The organism is Streptomyces sp. YGL11-2, from assembly GCF_050054615.1.
Lineage (GTDB): Bacteria > Actinomycetota > Actinomycetes > Streptomycetales > Streptomycetaceae > Streptomyces.
The window spans coordinates 163,501-179,878 of record NZ_JBNHIN010000005.1 but is presented as its reverse complement, the minus strand read 5'-3'; the positions used below and the strand labels follow the sequence as shown (position 1 = coordinate 179,878).

The 16,378-nt window shown below is 73.1% G+C and carries 11 protein-coding genes and 2 pseudogenes; 3 read left to right on the top strand and 10 right to left on the bottom strand.

Annotated elements, in window-relative coordinates:
* Window positions 1-154: 154 nt before the first annotated feature.
* A complete protein-coding gene (locus ACO1BR_RS08545) occupies window positions 155-946 on the bottom strand; it encodes an MBL fold metallo-hydrolase (RefSeq protein ID WP_426794417.1) in 792 nt (263 codons plus the stop codon).
* Between the two features lie 205 nt (window positions 947-1,151).
* On the opposite strand from ACO1BR_RS08545, the gene ACO1BR_RS08540 reads away from it, so the two are divergent.
* The 3 genes from ACO1BR_RS08540 (at window position 1,152) to ACO1BR_RS08530 (ending at window position 2,702) form a co-directional block, all read left to right on the top strand.
* Window positions 1,152-1,340 (top strand): hypothetical protein, encoded by a 189-nt coding sequence (locus tag ACO1BR_RS08540; protein WP_426794416.1) that lies wholly within the window; start codon window positions 1,152-1,154, stop codon window positions 1,338-1,340.
* Window positions 1,341-1,707: 367 nt separating this feature from the next.
* Window positions 1,708-2,109 (top strand): thioredoxin, encoded by a 402-nt coding sequence (gene trxA / locus ACO1BR_RS08535; protein WP_426794415.1) that lies wholly within the window; start codon window positions 1,708-1,710, stop codon window positions 2,107-2,109.
* Window positions 2,106-2,702, top strand: coding sequence for a histidine phosphatase family protein (locus ACO1BR_RS08530; RefSeq protein ID WP_426794414.1), 597 nt, complete (start codon window positions 2,106-2,108; stop codon window positions 2,700-2,702). Before trxA ends, ACO1BR_RS08530 begins: the two co-directional genes overlap by 4 nt.
* Window positions 2,703-2,890: 188 nt before the next feature.
* Here the strand turns inward: ACO1BR_RS08530 and ACO1BR_RS08525 are convergent, their stop codons facing one another.
* From ACO1BR_RS08525 to ACO1BR_RS08485, 9 genes and pseudogenes are all read right to left on the bottom strand, one after another.
* A complete protein-coding gene (locus ACO1BR_RS08525; protein WP_159503914.1) occupies window positions 2,891-3,922 on the bottom strand; it encodes a rod shape-determining protein in 1,032 nt (343 codons plus the stop codon).
* Window positions 3,923-4,458: 536 nt separating this feature from the next.
* Window positions 4,459-5,070 (bottom strand): hypothetical protein, encoded by a 612-nt coding sequence (locus tag ACO1BR_RS08520; protein ID WP_426794413.1) that lies wholly within the window; start codon window positions 5,068-5,070, stop codon window positions 4,459-4,461.
* Complete coding sequence (locus ACO1BR_RS08515; protein ID WP_426794412.1) at window positions 5,054-5,884, bottom strand: FkbM family methyltransferase; 831 nt, start codon at window positions 5,882-5,884, stop codon at window positions 5,054-5,056. Before ACO1BR_RS08515 ends, ACO1BR_RS08520 begins: the two co-directional genes overlap by 17 nt.
* A 326-nt stretch (window positions 5,885-6,210) precedes the next feature.
* Window positions 6,211-6,414: pseudogene (locus tag ACO1BR_RS08510) on the bottom strand (Trm112 family protein); the annotation flags it as partial.
* A 414-nt stretch (window positions 6,415-6,828) separates the two neighbouring features.
* A pseudogene (locus ACO1BR_RS08505) lies at window positions 6,829-7,704 on the bottom strand (DMT family transporter); the annotation flags it as partial.
* A gap of 346 nt (window positions 7,705-8,050) precedes the next feature.
* A complete protein-coding gene (locus ACO1BR_RS08500; RefSeq protein ID WP_426794411.1) occupies window positions 8,051-8,869 on the bottom strand; it encodes a class I SAM-dependent methyltransferase in 819 nt (272 codons plus the stop codon).
* Window positions 8,866-10,629, bottom strand: coding sequence for a condensation protein (locus ACO1BR_RS08495; protein WP_426794410.1), 1,764 nt, complete (start codon window positions 10,627-10,629; stop codon window positions 8,866-8,868). The genes ACO1BR_RS08500 and ACO1BR_RS08495 overlap by 4 nt, the downstream gene beginning before the upstream one ends.
* A complete protein-coding gene (locus ACO1BR_RS08490; RefSeq protein WP_426794409.1) occupies window positions 10,626-15,653 on the bottom strand; it encodes an alpha-(1->3)-arabinofuranosyltransferase domain-containing protein in 5,028 nt (1,675 codons plus the stop codon). The genes ACO1BR_RS08495 and ACO1BR_RS08490 overlap by 4 nt, the downstream gene beginning before the upstream one ends.
* The gene (locus ACO1BR_RS08485; RefSeq protein WP_426794408.1) at window positions 15,650-16,375 is read right to left on the bottom strand and encodes a class I SAM-dependent methyltransferase; all 726 of its coding nucleotides are present in this window, start codon (window positions 16,373-16,375) and stop codon (window positions 15,650-15,652) included. Before ACO1BR_RS08485 ends, ACO1BR_RS08490 begins: the two co-directional genes overlap by 4 nt.
* Between the last annotated feature and the right edge of the window lie 3 nt (window positions 16,376-16,378).

Sequence of the window (16,378 nt, the reverse complement as noted above, 5' to 3'; positions counted from 1 at the left end):
ACACTCCGTCCTTGGCGGTCTCTCCAGCGATGCTAACCGCCGCCACGGACCGCCGAGTGCCACGACGCAGGCCCGGCGACATCGCCACCGGCTCGTTCCGTCGGGTCATCCCACGGGTCATCCGCGGGTCATCCCACGAGGGCGTCCCGCGGAGTCATCCCTGCGGGGCGTCCTGGCCGGCGAGGGTGCTCGGCCGGCCGGCGAACGAGATCTCCGGACTGAACCGGTCCTCGTAGCCGTCGGCCAACTCGCGCAGCGCCGCCGCCCCGTCCCCGTAGTACGACGACCCGTGCATCACGGCCAGCGTCCTCGGCGACAGCCGGGCCAGCGACCGCATGGTGGCCACCGCCGCCGTCAGGCACGACGTCTGACGGAACAACTCCTCCGCGTCGAGCGCGGGCCCGACCAGGTCGTGGTCGGTGATCGGCGAGCCGTCGCCGAGGTGGGTGAACAGATCGCCGCACAGCAGCGTGCCGGTGGTCTCCTCGAACAGCACCCGCGCCTCCCAATTGTGCGGCACATGCGGGGTGTTGAGGTTCATCACCCGGCGCCGCAGCACCTCCTTGCCGCCCAGGTCAAGCGTTTCACCGTGCGCCATCGGGCGCGGCGGCCGGTCGGCCAGGTCGTTGAGCGAGACCAGGCACCCCTGGAGGCCGTGCGCCACCTCGGCCCGCGGGGCCGCGGCCAGGAACTCGTTCATCGCCCCGCACTCGTCGGCCTCCACATGCCCGAAGGCCAGCCAGCGCAGCTGGTCCAGCGGCACGACCCGGCCCACGGCCTCCGAGACCAGTGGGAACAGCTGCCGCATGCCCGTGTGGAAGAGCAGCGGCTGCTCCGCGTCGATGAGGAACTGGTTGAACGTGAACCCCGCCGGTGCGGCCACTTCGGGAACGTAGGTGGAGATCCGGTAGATGCCGTCGGCGATCTCATCGACGCGCGTCTCCATGGGCCGGCACCTCCTTCCGGGCAGGCCCCCCGTCCATCGTAGGGCGGCGATCCGGACCATCGCAGCCCACGCACATACCGGCGATCCGGCTTCCTGATTCCACCGTCCCCGCACACGCAGGCAGCGCCGCGTACGTCGGGCAGCGCGGCGCGACGCGGCCTGGTACGTCGGGCAGTGCCGCCTACGGCTGCTGTCCGCAGCCCGCGTGACGCGGGTGAGCACCGGCGAACTGCGGACGCCGGAGAGCCTGCTCGCCACCCGCCTGCGCGAACTGGAGGAGCATCACGCCGATCTGGCTGCCGATCTGGCCGCCGGCCACACGTTCCCCGAAGTCCCGCCGGGCACCGCGCGCCGGCCCGGCTCACCGGGCGCAGCCCGGACGGCACCGGCCTGACGGCACCCGGCCGCGCGACGGTGGCGTTAGCCCTGTACCGGATCTGACACCGGAAGCACGGGACCGCGCGGCCGGGCACCTGGGGGACCGTGTGTACCGCTCACGGGGACCGGAGGCCCGAACGGGGGCGTGCGCTTCTCCCAGGGCGCCGTGCGATGCGCCACACGGCGGTATGGCGATTCCCCAGGGGCGGGATGTCTAGGAGCGGCTGGGGTGGGCAGGGGAGCGGGACGGTCCGGTGTGCGGAATACGGTGCGGGTTGATCCCGTTGCGGATACCGGACACCGACCGGACCGACGGGACACCGACCCGATCGACGGGACACCGACCCGGACATCGTCAGCAGACCGGAAGCAGGGAAGCGCGTATGAGCACCGTGGAGCTCACCAAGGACAACTTCGACGAGATCGTCTCCGGCAACGGTTTCGTCCTGATCGATTTCTGGGCCGAGTGGTGCGGGCCCTGCAAGCGGTTCGGCCCGATCTTCGAGAAGTCGTCCGAGAAGCACGACGACCTGGTCTTCGCCAAGGTCGACACCGAAGCGGAGCCCGAGCTGGCCGCCGCCTTCGAGATCCAGTCCATCCCGACCCTGATGATCGTCCGGGACAACATCGCGGTGTTCGCCCAGCCCGGCGCGCTGCCGGAATCCGCCCTGGAGGACGTGATCGGCCAGGCCCGCGGACTCGACATGGACGAGGTCCGGGCGTCGGTCGCCGAGGCCCAGGCCCAGCAGGCGGCACAGCAGGGAGAGCAGGCGCAGGCCGAGTGAGCGAGCTGCTGCTGATCCGGCACGGCGAGACCGAGTGGAGCAGGGACGGCCGGCACACCAGCTGGACCGACCTCCCGCTCACCGCCGACGGCGAGGAGCAGGCCCGCGCGCTGCGGCCGGTGCTGTCCGGCCGGAAGATCGGGCAGGTCTACGCAAGCCCGATGGCCCGCGCACTGCGCACCGCCGAACTCGCCGGGCTCCCGTCGCCGCAGATCCTCGACGACCTGCGGGAATGGGACTACGGCGGCGACGAGGGCGTCACCACCGCCGAGATCCACCGCAGCAGACCCGGCTGGTATCTGTTCAGCGACGGCGTCGCCCCCGGTCCCGCCGACCACCCGGGGGAGACACCCGAGGAGGTCGGTGCACGCGCCGACCGCGTACTGGCCCGCATCGCGCCCCATCTGGAGGCCGAAGAGGGCGATGTGGCCCTGGTGGCGCATGCCCACTTCCTGCGCGTACTGACCGCCCGCCGCCTCGGCCTGCCGGCCGCGGCGGGCGGACTGTTCACCTTCGGCACCGGCGCGGTCGGCGTCCTGGGCACCGAACACAACCGCCCCGCGGTGATCGCCTGGAACGCCCGGAGCCTGTGACCGGAACGCCCGCCGGCCGGGCCCGCCCGGCCAGCCGGGCCGTCGCACTTCCTCCCCAGCGGTCCCACCGCGCGTCGGATTTCCTCCTACGTCGGACTTCCTCAGCCGTCCCACCGCGCGTCGTATTTCCTCCTACAGAGCCACAGGGCTACGGAGTCACCGAGCCACCCAGCTACCCGGCTACCCAGCTACGGAGCCATCGGATCGAGGTGCAGGGGCTGCACCTTGCCCTCGATCATGGCGCCCAGCCCCTGCACCGCGCAGGTGCCGGGCCGGTCCGCGATGTGCACCGGCATCGTCGTCGCCTCGTGGATCATCGGCTCCAGTCCCGGGATCACCGCGCTGCCGCCCGCCAGCATGATGCCGCGCTCCCCGAGGTCGGCCACGAGGTCCGGCGGGCAGCGCCGCAGCACCGCCCCGATACCGTCGAGGATCGCGGTCAGCGGCGTGATGATCGCGCGCCGTACCCGCTCGGTGTCGACGTGCACGGAGCGCGCCAGTCCACTCACTACATCCCGCCCGTGCACCTCAGTGGTGCCCGGCGTCAGCTCGCCCTCCCCGGCGAACATCAGATGCAGCGGGCGTACCGACTGGCCGGGCAGCATCAGCTCGTGGTGCAGCCGCAGATGCTGGATGACCGCGTGATCGATGGCATTGCCGCCCACGGGGACGGTCTCGGCGGCCACGATGGAGCCGAGGGACAGCACCGCGACCTGGGTGGTGCCGGCGCCGCACACCACGATCATCGTCGCCTCCGGCTGCTCCACCGGCAGCCCGCAGCCGACGGCGGCGGCGACCAGCGTGTCGACCAGTTCGACCCGCCGCGCACCCAGCCCGGTGAGGGTCTCCACGGCCGCCCGCTGGGCCAGCGGCTCACTGCCGTACGGCAGGCAGACCGCGGCCCGCATGCTCGGCCGGCGCCGCCACGTCTTGCGCAGCTTGTCGCCGACCAGGTGGCGCAGCAGCCGCTGCGCCATGTCGATGTCCACGACCGTCCCGTTGGAGACCGGCCGGACGACCTTGATGTAGTCGGGGGTGCGGCCCTCCATCACCTCGGCCTGAGCGCCGACGGCCAGCAGCGAGCCGGAACGGGTGTTGACCGCGGCGACGGTCGGTTCGTCGACGACCAGCCCCTGGTTCTTGACATACACCCTGGTCCGGGCCGCACCGAGGTCGACGGCGGCCGAGCAGCGCCGCAGTTGGGCGAGGCAGATGGTCATGGTGGATTCCTCCCCGATGGGCCGGTCTGGCCGTCCCCGGTGGGCCGGTAATGGACGCAAGCGCCCACACGGGAGCGCTCGTGCGCCATCCTCCGGGCCCGATTCCCACCCCGCTCGTCGAGCGCGTCCGCTCGGGGGACGGAGGAGGGGAAGTCCGGGCGAAGGGGTGACGGGAACGCTGACGCAGGCGGCACAGCGACGGAGACGGAGACGGGGAGGGGGTCGGGGAAGGGGCCGGGGGACGGGGGAGGTACGGGGCAAGGCGCGAGGGAAGGCGGCGGGGCGGCCCGGCCCGGCGACTCACGTGCTCATGCCGCACCAATGCACGGACGTACCGGCATACGGACGTCCCGGCTTACGAACGTCCCAGCTCACCGACGTCCCAGCTCACCGACGTCCGGGCTCTCTAACGCACCGACCCAATGGTCTCCGGCGAACCGGCCGCCTACCTGACGCCACGTCACCACCATGCCGCCACCGTCCACATCGACCGGCCCCCACGCGGCCGATCGCTCGCGTCCGCACCCGCCGGTCCGTCAGTCCACCCTGCGTTGGAACAGGCCCCAGGTGAACTCCGCGACGACGTCCTGCAGTTCCCCGTCCGGACCGGGGGCGGTGCAGGCCAGCTGCCAGCGGTTGGGGGCGCTGCCCTCCATGGGGCGGGCCGGCGCGAAGGCGCGGGCGACCTCGTCGACCGTGCACGACCACGGTGTGAGGTCCTCCGTCGTACGCAGCACGGGGGTGGCTGCGCCGGGCGCCCGGACGAGCCACGCGTTCCACACGGCGCCGCCTGGGGCGGTGAGGACCTCGAACCGCAGATCGGGCCAGAGGGGTACCGGCCAGGTCAGCGCCTCGCAGGTCAGATCGCCGACGCGGCGAACGGCGACGGTCTCGGGGGCGCCGAGCAGCGCACGGTACGGCTGGACGCCGGCCCGCGCCCGCGGGGCGTGCATCCGGGCCTGCCAGCGGCGGTTGGCCTCACGCATCTCGGCCCGGGAGACCCCCAGTTCGCCGAGTGCGTCCTCGACGAGACCGGGCTGGTGGTCGGCCATCCGGCGCAGCAATACGAGCTGGAAGGCGAGGGGGCCCGGCAGGTCGGAGGGGGCGCCGGAGCCGGCGGGCGGGTCGTTGTCAGTGGCGGGGTTCATGATGGACATGGTCGCGGACGGGCGCCGCGGAGGCGGCGGCCGGCGCGGAGGCGACGGGTCCGGGGCGGGCGCCGTCGGGGAGGAAGAGCACGGAATTGACGTACCGGCGGTGCGGGGCGAGGGAGCGCCTCAGCAGGCCGTGTTCGGCGAGATGGGAGGTGCGGCACTGATGGGCGGGCAGATCGAAGTCGGCCAGCGGCAGCCAGCGGTCACGCGGCAGGACCCAGCCGCGATACCCCCGCGCGGCCGTCCACTCCAGTACGGGCGTGAGCGGCTGAATGCGGGTCTCCAACTCGACGAACAGTGCGGGTAGTTCACGCTCGATGGTGTGCGCCGCGCCGCGCAGTACCGCCAGTTCGCCGCCGTCCACATCGATCTTGATGAGGGTGACGGCCGACAGCTTCAGTGTGTCCAGGGGAAGGCAGGGGACGTCCAGGGCGGTGGTGTGCAGCTCACGGCGTACGAGCGAGGAGACCCCGCGGTCGCCGCGGCCGTCCGGGGGCAGCCAGAGCGTGGCGCAACCGGTGCGATCCGTGGCCGCCGCGGAGACCACGTCGACATGGGAGGGAGTGACGGAGGCGATCAGCCGGGCCAGGTGGGGGACGGGCTCGATGGTGACGACCCGGTCCGCGCGCCGCGCCAGGCGCCGGGTCCACGGGCCGTACCACCCGCCGACGTCCACGGCCGTCCCGCCCGCCGGACAGAAGTCCGCGAGCCGCCGCAGCTCGGGTTCGAACCGCGGATAGAGCCCGCCCGCCACGGCAGCCACCCACCGCCCCGGCAACCGCGGCCCCAACCACGCCGCCAACGTCACGACGCCGCCCCCGAGTCCACAGGACCGGAGGCCCCGGCTCCTGGAGAGGCTCCGGCCCCAGCGGAGTTTCCGGGCAACGTGGCGTGGGAGTGGGCAGGGGCGGGGGTGCCGCGCTCACCAGAGGAGGCAGTGTCTGCACGGGCATCAGCCTCCCCATCGGATCCCGCGTCACCTCCCCCTTTGGAGCCCACGTCACCCTTGGATCCCACGTCACTGTCGGAGTCCGCGTCACCCCCGTAAGTCGCACCCCCACCGAAGCCGGCGCCCGCCCCGTCGTCGGTGCCCTCCCCCAAGAGGGCGTCCTCCCCGTCGTCGGCGTCCTCCTCCGCGATCTGCCGTAGCACACGCTCATGTTCTTCGTCGGTCACCTGCACACCGGAGGACGGCAGGAGTTGGGGGATGCCGTCGAGGATCGGGTAACGGCGCCGCAGTCGCGGGTTGTAGAGGGCGTCGTCCGGCGCGAGCAGGCGGAGCGGCCCCTTGTCGATCGGGCAGGCAAGAATCCTCAGCAGCGGGTCATCGCGCTTCATGGCTCAACTCCGTTGTCTTGACGATGGATTGATCGGTGCGGCCGCGCGATCCCTCGTGTGACCGCCCGCCCCCGGTGCGTCCGAGGGACACGGGAAGGAGGCCGAACGGCGCGCAGAGGCGGCCGAAGGGTGTGGGGCGACGGCCGAAGAACGTGAGGCGAAGGCCGAAGGGCGTGAGGCGGAGGCGGCGGCCGGTGGGGTGGCAAGGCCGGTTGGCGGGGCGGCGAAGGCGCCCGGGGTGCCGGCGTCGTGACCGGTCGAGGTGTCGCTGCTCTGCCCCGTCGAGGCGACGGTGTCAGGACTGCCATGACTCCCACGGCTGGCATGCCTGCCATGACTCTCACCACTGCCATGACCGCCACCACTGCCACCACCGCCACCACTGCCATGACTGCGACGACGGCCAGGACGGTCGTCATGACGGGGCAGCGCCAGGAGAACGGACAGTGCGACGACGGTGCCGCCCAGCCGCAATGCCAGCCGTACGGGGTTGGCGGGCAGCGGCTCGCCGAAGGTGACCGTGCCGCAGGCGACCGTGAACACGCAGGTCACGGTGGAGCAGACGGGGACGATGACCGAGGCCCGGCAGCGCTGCAGGGCCGTCTGCGACAGAATCAGCCCCGTCGCGCCGGTGAAGAGGAGCAGATACGGGTACGGCGACCGGAAGAGCGCCCCGACCGCGGCGGGGATGTCGTGGGTGCCCAGCAGCCCGGACACGCCCTTGATGGCGAGCGAGCTGACCCCGTAGAGCAGCCCTACCGCCACCCCGTAGGGCACGCCCGCGGTGGGCAGGCGGTGGCGGCGCCGTGCCCGGCGTTCGGCGGAGCGGTACAGCAGCAACCCCGCGCCGAGCGATGGCACGGCTATGGCGAGCAGTGTCGCGGGCGGTGCCGTACGGGCGATGGCCTGCGCGTCCTGGCCCTGTAAGGAGGCGACGACCATCACCAGTGCGACGAGGATCGCCACGATGCTCTGTCGTTCCCGGCCGCTGGTCCGCTCGCCCAGCACGACCGAGGACAGGAGCAGCAGGAGCACCAGACCCGAGACGAAGATGCCCTGTGCGGCGGCTATGGGGAGGGTGCGGTAGACGGCGAGTTGGGCGGCGAAACCGGCGGCGAGGGCGAGTGAGCCGACGATCCACAGCGGGCTGCTGAGGAGGTGGCGGACGACCCGGGCGGGCCGGTGGGTGCTGAGCGCGGGCAGCCCGGACAGGGCGCGCTTCTCCAACACGAAGCCCGTGCTGTACAGGACGTTGGCGAGCAGCGCGGATGCCACGCCCCACCAGAGCATCGCTGCACTCCCTTCTCTTCGGCTCGCCAGCCCGGCAGTTGGCTGGCGTCGTGGCCCTCCAGTCCGCTGGCTCGGCCCGCTGGCTCTCCGCGATTCGGCCTTTGCGGCTGGGTGGCGTTGGGTGTCGGGCGTGGCGCGCACGGCCTTGGGTGTCGGGCGTTGGGCGCTCTGCGTTGCGGCTTGCGGCTTGCGGCTTGCGGCTTGCGGCTTGCGGGTTGTGGGCGTGTGTCGGGTGATGCGTGCTGCGTATCGGGTGGTGTGTGGCTGGGCGGTGTGCCGTGTGCGTTGTGCCTTGCGGGCCTCCACTTACTCCGGCAACGATTACGGAGAGTAATCGATTCCCAGGTTATCTCACTTTGTGTGGTGGGGCGTTGTGGGGTGAGGGTGTGGGTGCTCGGCGGGCGTGGGCGAGGAGGATGGAGGCCAGGGGCGGGATGTGGCAGGCGGCGCGGTCCAACGGGCGTAGGGGGCGCGGGACGTCGTGGTAGGGCGCGCCCGCGATCTGTATGACGTCGAAGCCGGAAGCGGTGAGGAAGCCGCGTAGCGCGCGGGCGGTGTAGAGGCGCAGGTGGCCGACGACCTGGGTGCCGGGGCGGCCGTGGATCGCGCGCAGGCTCACCTCCGAGAAGACGGGTTGGATGCCGGCGAGGAGGAGCCCGCGGTTGTACCAGGCGGCGAGGTTGGGGGTGGAGAGCATCAGGTGTCCGCCCGGGCGGAGTACGCGGCGGAGTTCGTCCAGGGCGGCATCGGGGTCGACGAGGTGCTCGATGACCTCGCTGAAGAGCACCGCGTCGGCGGATCCGGTCGCGAACGGGAGTCCGCCGTCGGTGAGTTCGCCGCGTACGACGGTCGGGATGCGGGTGGCGGCGCGGCGTAGCGCGTCCTGGGACCAGTCGACGCCGATGATCCGGTGGCCGGCGAGGGGCGTTGCGGCGGTGGCGGCTGCGGTGCCGTCGCCGCAGCCGATGTCCAGGACGGTGGCGGGCGGTGCCCCCACGCGTGCGGGGCCCAGGGCGCGCGCCAGGAGCAGCGCCTGTCGTCGGCTCCGGGCGTCGCCGGATGCGACCGGCACGGAGGGGTTCTCGTAGAAGTCCCGTAGCTGGGTGGGGAGGTGGGGGGTGGGAGGGGAAGGGGCGGGGCTGGTGGTGGGGGGTGGCGGGGTCATCGGGCGCCTCCTTCGGGCGCGGTCGGGGCCGGCGGGGTGGTCGGGGCGGGCGGGGTGGTCGGGGGTGCGGGGTGGGCGGTGGCGGCGAGGGAGGAACGGAAGAGGGCAGCCAGATGGTTGGCGGCCGGGGTGTCGAGGAGGGCGTGCGACCAGCGGAGTGCCAGCTGGATCCGGTTGCCGACCGAGACGGTGGTGACGGTCACTCCGCGGGGCATGCGGGCGGGGGCGGAGAACCATACGGCGGTTGCCCGGCCGGCGTCGCCGAAGTCCAGTGGGTAGGGGACGCGGCCGATGTTGGAGAGGAGCGTGGTCGACGTCCAGGGTGCGGCGGCGGAGCGCAGCGTACGGGTGAGGGCGGCGCGCAGGCCGACGGGGAGGGCGGGGGTGGTCAACAGGGCTCCGGACAACCCGAGTTGGGGTCCCGGTGGTGCGGACTTCAGGGCGCGGGTGCGGGCGGCCGTGTGGCGCAGCAGGCGGGACAGCGCGGCAGGGTCGGGCGGGTCGGCGGCGAGAAGTGCGGCGTCCCGGCGTTCGGCGTCCGGTCCGAAGCCGACGGAGACCAGCCGGGTGCCGTTGCCGATGGGCATTTCGACACCGCGTGGCCGGTCGTCGACGGGCATGGTGACGACGACCGGGGCGGTGCGCCGGCCGTGGAGCCGGTTCCAGCCGGCGGCCATCAGGCAGGTGGCGACGAGGAGTTGGTCGTTGACCGTGTACGGGGGCGGGGCGTCGGCGGTGCGTGGCGGACGGGCCGGGACGGGGAGTTCGGTGAGCAGCATCCCGTTGCTGGTGCCGTTGCAGATGACGTCGGTGCCCGTGCCCGTGCCCGTGCCCGTGCCCGTGCCCGTGCCCGTGTCGGTGCTGGTGCCGGTGCTGATGTTGCTGGTCTGGTGGGGGGTGATGCGGGCGGGGCGGGTCAGGGGACGGGTGCGGCCTGTGGGTGGTGTGGCGCCGTTGGGGTCGGGGTGGTCCGGAGCGGGGTGGCGCGTAGTGGGGGTGGGGCCGGGGCCGCGTACGGGGGGTGGTGCGGGGGAGTTGTCGGTGCCGCCGTACAGCTCGGCGGTGGTGGCGAGTACGCGGAGGCAGGCCGGGCCGTCCAGTGCGGTGTGGTTGATGGTGAGGAGCAGTACGGTGCCGGCCGAGGTGCCCGGTTGGGTGGTGTGCTCGACGACCTCCAGGCGTACGGGGGGCGAGAGGTGCAGGGGCGGGCAGTGGGTGAGGGCGCGTTCCCGGGCGCGTTCGAGGGCGTCGGGGCCCGGAGGGGGGAAGGAGACCGGGTCGACGTCGGGGGTGGCGGTGAGCTGCCAGGTGTAGCGGCGGTGCCACCAGTGGGCCGGGGCCTGGCGCATGAGGATCCGGGGATGTCGGGCGAGTGCCTGGTGGAACGCGGTACGCAGCCGGCCGTGATCGACCGGGCCGGGGAGGTGTACCTCGATGTGTACGGTTTCCGGCTCGCCGTCCGCCAGGCAGTGCCGGGAGATCTCGTCGACCACGGGGAAGGGGACGTGGGCGATGGTGGGTTGGGTGGGGGTGGGGGGAGGCCCGGCGGGGGTTCGGCGCGGCGCGCGCGGGGCCTTGGCGCGGTTTCCGGGTGAGGTGGTGTCGGGGGTTTCGGAGGGTGCGCCGCAGCGGCTGCTGGACGGCTCGCCGGGTAGGTCGTCCGGTGCGGCGCTGGATGGTTCGCCGCCCGGGCTGCCGGGCGGTGGGCCGCTGCGCAGGGCGCTGGGTGGGTCGTGCGGGGCCGGTTGCAGATCGGTCATCGGGCGGTGTCCTCCCCGGTGTTGGCCGGTCGTACGGGACCTGTCGGACGACTCGGGGACGGGTCGGTTTTGGCCTTCGGGGTGGGACGCCGATACGGGGCGGCCCAGGAGGGGCCGGCGCCGGGAGTCCGCCCGCGGGCCGTGATCAGACGCCCGGCCCGGGCGGGCGGGTCGGCAGGGGAGCGAGGACGGGAGTCAGGAAGGGAGTCGGTAGGGGAGTTGGTCGGGGGTTCGGTGGAGGTGTTGGCGGCGGGGGTGGCTGATGGGGTGTCATGAGGACTCGGCGCTGGTGTGAAGGGGCGGAGGGGCGGGCCAGTCGGGGGTGTGTGGGTCGGCCGGTCGACTGGCCCGCCGGTCTCTGTGGCGGCTCCCTGAGCGCTTCCCGGGCCGCCGTTCGACGCCGCTCCGGATCCGGCCGATCTGTCCAACGCTCCTGAGCCGCCGGGCAGTCGGCTACCCGGGCGTCCACCGGGTACACCCGCACCCGTCCCCGCATTTCCGGCCGTTCCCGCATCACCGCCCGTCCCCGCGTCCCCGCCCCGATCACGTCGCGGCAGGGGAGGGCGAACGGTTGATGCCGTGGTCCGTGCAGACGGTGCTGAGAGCGCTGACGGTGTGGAGGGCGTGGAGGGTGCGGACGGTGACGAGGGTGCGGGGCCAGGGGGAGCTCCGGAAGGCGTGGGTACGTGTGCAGCGGATGGCGGGGTCGGGACCGTGACCACGGCTGCGGTCAGGGCGAGCAGGGCGAGGGCCTGGGCGGTGGCGCTGAAGGCTCCGGTGTGTTCGGCGACGGGGTGGCCCGCGCCGAGGGCCGCGGTGATGCCGGCGCCCAGCATGGCCACGAAGGCGAGGGGGGCCAGTATGCGCGGCCGGTAGCGGGCCGCCACGGCCAGCGGCGGCACGATCACCGCGTACGGGCCGGCCGCCATGGCGACCACCGCGGTCAGGGCGAGTGCGCCCAGGACCCAGGAGGGGGTGGGCGGTGGTTGCGGGGCGGGCGGCGGGGTGCGTGGGGTGCGGCGGATGAGGGCGGCGGCGATGAGCAAGGCGACGCCCAGTACGCCGCCGATGAGGCCGAGGTCGTAGAAGGTGGCCGGGGTATAGGTGAGTTCGACGGTGCCGCCGGCGCCGGCCGGGACGAGGAACGCCTGCTGCCAGCCGTCGACGCGGAGCGGGGTCAGCTCGTGGCCGTTGAGGGTGGCGTGCCAGCCGTCGTTGGCGTTCTCGTACATCTGGAGGTAGGCGGCCTGACCGGCGCCGATGGCGACGGTGCGGTGGTCACCCGTCCACTTCCCGGCAGTGACCGGACGTGCGGCAGCGGTATCGGGAGGGGAGGGGGCAGAGGAAGAGGAAGAGGAAGAGGGAGCGGCAGAAGGGGCCTTGTTCGTCCCGTCCGCCCTGCCCGTTCCGTCCGTCCTGTCCGTCCTGTCCACCGTGCTTGCCGCGCTCACCGTGCTTGCCGCGCTCGCCGTGCTTGCCGCGCTCGCCGTGCGCGTCCCACTCGCCCCACTCGCCCCACTCGCCTCCCCCCGTTCCAGCACCACGTCCGTCAGGGCCAGCGGGCCCTGGTCGCCGGCCTCGACGCGGTGGCGGCCGGAGGGGAGGAGGAGGCGGCCGTCGGGGGCCTCGTCGGCGCAGAGTTGGACGGTGATGGGGCGGCGGTCGGTGAGGTCGCGGACGTAGCCGCTGGCCTTGGTGGCGTGTAGGACGCCGTCGACGGCGAGCATCGGGCCCTGGCCGCAGGCGAGGGAGAAGCGTTTGCCGGGGTCGGGGCGCGGGGTGCGGTAGGAGTCGAGGGCGGGGATGTAGATCTCGCTGAGGCCGACCGGGAGTTGCAGGGGCTGGCCGGCGACCGGGTTGTTGAGGGTGAGTTCCTTGACCTTGCTGATGGTGATGTCGAGGCGGTCGGTGGTGATCGGGTCGAAGCGGGCCTGGCCGTTCTCGTCGACGCCCGCGGTGGCCGCCCCGTAGGGGGAGTTGATCAGGATCTGTTCGGGGCGGGTGGAGATGCCGCCGGCCGCGGCCAGCACGATCTGGTCGATTTTCTTCTTGCCGGGCCAGCGCAGGTGGACGGTGGGTTTGTCGCCGGCGATCCAGGCGGTGGTCAGGTCGCCGTCGACGAGATTGCGGGGGCTGAGGGACTGCCCGAAGCCGAAGCTGGTGGAGTCGGCGGTGGCGGTGATGCGGTCCTTCTGGTCGGGGGCGATGCGGTCCAGCAGGTGGTCGAGTTCGGGGCCGGGGACGGCCAGTGCCTTGCCGGTGACGGTGTACGAGGCGCTGCGGCCGGTGAGGAACTGGCGGTGGAGTCCGACCTCGGCGGAGACGGGGGACAGGCCGCCAGGGTCGCTGCCCCGGTGGAGGGAGATGGTCTGTGAGGGGGAGTCGGATGCGGTGGCGTCGGTGGGGAGTTGGAGGAGCCGGGTGACCTGGACGCCGGGGATGGAGATCTCGGAGAAGCCGGCGCCGGAGAGGCCGGCGCGCGGGGTCTGCGAGCCGAGGATGGTGAGTTTGAGCCAGGTCGCCTTCCCGGGTGGGGCGGCGATCTGCTGGCGGGTGCCGTCGGGGCGGAGGGGGCTGTCGGCGCTGCCGTGGTCGGTCTGGATGCGTACGGAGGTGGCGGCGGCGCGGAGGCCGTCGCCGGGGAGGGGGGTGACGGAGAGGGTGGTGGGGATGTCGGTGGGCTTGGTGAAGGCGATGCGGATCCACTGGCCCACGGGGTTGCCGGCGCTGCCTTCGGCCCAGGCGGTGTCGGGGTTGCCGTCGAAGGCGTTGACGGGGTCGTACTGGGGGAGGTGGAAGAGCCAGTTGCCGCTGGTGGAGGCGGTGACGGAGGCGGCGCCGCGGAGGACGGCGGTGGTCTGGTGCTCGATGCCGGTGGTGGGCAGGATCTGCCGGGGCGGGCGGCCGGGGTCCTGGACGCTGTCGGGGTGGTTCCGTTCGCCGGCGGTGTAGGTGTACGAGGTGTTGCTGTTGACGAGGCCGAAGCGGGTGTCGGCGCGGCGCAGGCCGTCGGCGGTCAGTTGGAGCGGTGGGGTGCCGAGGCCGGGGTGGCGGTCGCCGGTGAGGACGGTGGGCCGGTTGCGCAGCGTGGGGTCGGCGGAGAGCTGGAGCAGGGATTCGGGGCCGCCGCTGAGCTGTGCGGTGCCGGCGACGGCCTTGGCGGTGGCCGGGCCGGGTTCGGGGATGCCCTGGGGGCGGTAGATCTCGACGGAGCGCTGGCGCGGGTAGAGGCCCTGGATCTGGACGGGGGCCTCGGCGGGGATCCGGCCGCTGGTCGTCAGGGGGCCGAACGCGGCGACCTTGCGGTAGCCGGACGCTTCCAGGGTGCGGGTGACGGTGCGCGGGGGGACGTAGCCGATCTGGTCGGGGTCGAGGTCGTTGCGTACCACGATGTCGTGGATGCCGGCGCGGTCCAAGTAGTCGCGCAGGCCCGGGACTTCGGCTCCGGTGAGGAGGGCCTGCTCGACGGCGTCCAGGGTGCGGCGGGAGCCGGGGGTGCCGAAGGGGACGAAGTCGCGTTGTGCCCAGGGGGATCGGGCGAGGACGTCGAGGGGTTCGTCGATGGGGGAGCCCCAGGTGTAGATGCCGTGGGCGGTGGCGGGGACGACCAGCGCGCGGCTGTGCGGGGTGTGGGCGGCGAGCCAGTTCGCGGTCTGCTGCCAGTAGGCGGGCAGTTTGGTGAAGGCGCCGGGCTGGAGGACGGTGCCGGTCAGGTATGGCAGGGCGAGCGCGGGCAGGACGAGCAGTGCGGCGGCGGCCGGGAGGGCGCGGTGGCCGGGGAGGCCGCGGGCGCGGCGGCGTTCGGGGCCGGTGCGGCGGGCGGTGCCCAGCAGGTGGGCGAGGCCGAGGGTGAGTGCGAGGGCGAGTCCGGGGGTGAACTTGTAGATGTTGCGGAACGGGCGGAGCCAGCCGTTCAGCCAGTCCTGCCAGAGTCCGTGGACGGGGCCGCCGAGCGCTCCGCCGTAGCCGGCGAGGGCGATCAGGGCGACGGTCAGGGTGGTCAGCAGCAGCCAGCGCCGTTCGGGCAGGTCGCGGCGGGCCAGGCCGGCGAGGCCGAGTGCGGCGGCGAGTGCGGAGCCGAGGACGGCGAAGGCGTTGGCGGTCAGGGTCCAGCCGGCCGGCAGCCAGGGTTTGCCGAAGTTGAGGTAGCCGACCCAGTTGCCGGCGCCGCGCAGCATCTCGGTGGCGGACATGGTGCCGGTGGTGGTGTCGGCCTGCTCGATGAACGGCATGAAGTTCTCGCCGTGGATGCCCAGTAGGAGCAGCGGGACCACCCACCAGACGGTGGCGAGTGCGACGCCGGGCAGCCACCAGGCGAGCAGGGCGCGGCGGCGCGGCCCGGTCCGGGACAGCAGGTACAGGAGGGCGGGCAGCAGGGAGGCGAGGGTGGAGGCCGCGTTGACGCCGCCCATGAAGGGGATCAGCAGCGCCGAGCGGGTGGCGGCGGTCCGGGCGCTGTGGCGCGGGTCGGTGAGCGGCAGCAGGACCCAGGGCAGCAGGGCGCCGGGCAGGGCGGCGGCGGAGGTGGAGCCGATGACGAGGGTGAAGGTCGGCCACAGGGCGTAGCAGGCGGCGGCGAGGAGCCGGGTGGGCGGGGTGCCGAAGCGGAGCCGTTCGGCGAGTCGTAACGCGCCCCAGAACGCGGCGGTGACGATCAGCGACATCCACAGCCGTTCGGCGAGCCAGACGGGCAGGTGGACGAGGTGGGTGAGGCCGTAGTACGGGAGGGTGGGGAAGGCGTAGCCGAAGTACTGGTCGGCGATGCCGCCGAACCCGGCGCGGTCGTGCCAGAGTTGGCCGAGGTCGCCGAGGAACGCCCAGGGGTCGGTGGTCACCCCGAGTTTGGTCTCGAAGGTCATCCTGCCGGGGGCGGGGGCCAGGAATCCGGCCAGGACGGCGGCCCAGAACGCGAACAGCCAGCGCCGGCGGCGGGGTCCGTCGGGTGGCGGGGCGGGGGCGGTGGCCGGGTTGCCTCCGGCGTCCGGTGAGCCCGGTGACAGGGACGTCTGCAGCGTCTGGGTCATGGCAACCGCCGGAGGATGAGGAGGAGGTTCCAGGTGGCGATCTCGCGGACGCCCGGGAGGCGGGGGATGGCCTCGGCGAGGAAGGGGGCGTAGCGGGAGCGGGCGGTGACGACGGCGACGTCGTCCCGGGCGCGTACCTGGCGGAGGGTGGTGCCGATGTGGACGGCGAAGAGGTTCTCGCCGAGGGTGTGCTTGGCGGGTCGGCCGGTGCGCCGCCGGTAGCGCGTACGGGCCCGTTCGGCGCCCAGGTAGTGCCAGGGCGCGGTCTCGTGGCCGCCCCAGGGGGACAGCCAGTTGGTGAACGCCACGTAGATCAGGCCGCCGGGGCGGGTGACCCGGACCAGTTCGCTGAGGAAGGTCTGGGGGTCGGCGACGTGTTCCAGGACGTTGGAGGAGAAGCAGACGTCGGCGGCGCCGTCGGCCAGCGGCAGCAGGTAGCCGTCGGCGACCACCGCTCCTTGGGGGGTGTGCCCGCGGGCGGTGAGTTCGGCGGTGTCGGGCTCGAAGAGGTAGCCGTGGGCGCCGCGGCGGCGGAACTCCTCGGTGAAGTGGCCGCTGCCGCCGCCGACGTCGGCGACCACCGCGCCGTCCAGGGGGACGTACCGTTCGACCTGGTCGGCGGCGTCGCGGGCGAGCAGCCGGTAGCAGTGCTCGGGTTCGGTCTGTTCGTGCAGGAAGGCGCGGAAGAGGGCGTAGGACCTGCGCAGCGAGGGGTCGCGCACGGC

Coding starts and splice junctions, on each gene's coding strand:
- ACO1BR_RS08545 (WP_426794417.1), bottom strand. CDS start 946: ATGGAGACGCGCGTCGATGAGATCGCCGACGGCATCTACCGGATCTCC.
- trxA (WP_426794415.1), top strand. CDS start 1,708: ATGAGCACCGTGGAGCTCACCAAGGACAACTTCGACGAGATCGTCTCC.
- ACO1BR_RS08525 (WP_159503914.1), bottom strand. CDS start 3,922: ATGACCATCTGCCTCGCCCAACTGCGGCGCTGCTCGGCCGCCGTCGAC.
- ACO1BR_RS08520 (WP_426794413.1), bottom strand. CDS start 5,070: ATGAACCCCGCCACTGACAACGACCCGCCCGCCGGCTCCGGCGCCCCC.
- ACO1BR_RS08500 (WP_426794411.1), bottom strand. CDS start 8,869: ATGACCCCGCCACCCCCCACCACCAGCCCCGCCCCTTCCCCTCCCACC.
- ACO1BR_RS08495 (WP_426794410.1), bottom strand. CDS start 10,629: ATGACCGATCTGCAACCGGCCCCGCACGACCCACCCAGCGCCCTGCGC.
- ACO1BR_RS08490 (WP_426794409.1), bottom strand. CDS start 15,653: ATGACCCAGACGCTGCAGACGTCCCTGTCACCGGGCTCACCGGACGCC.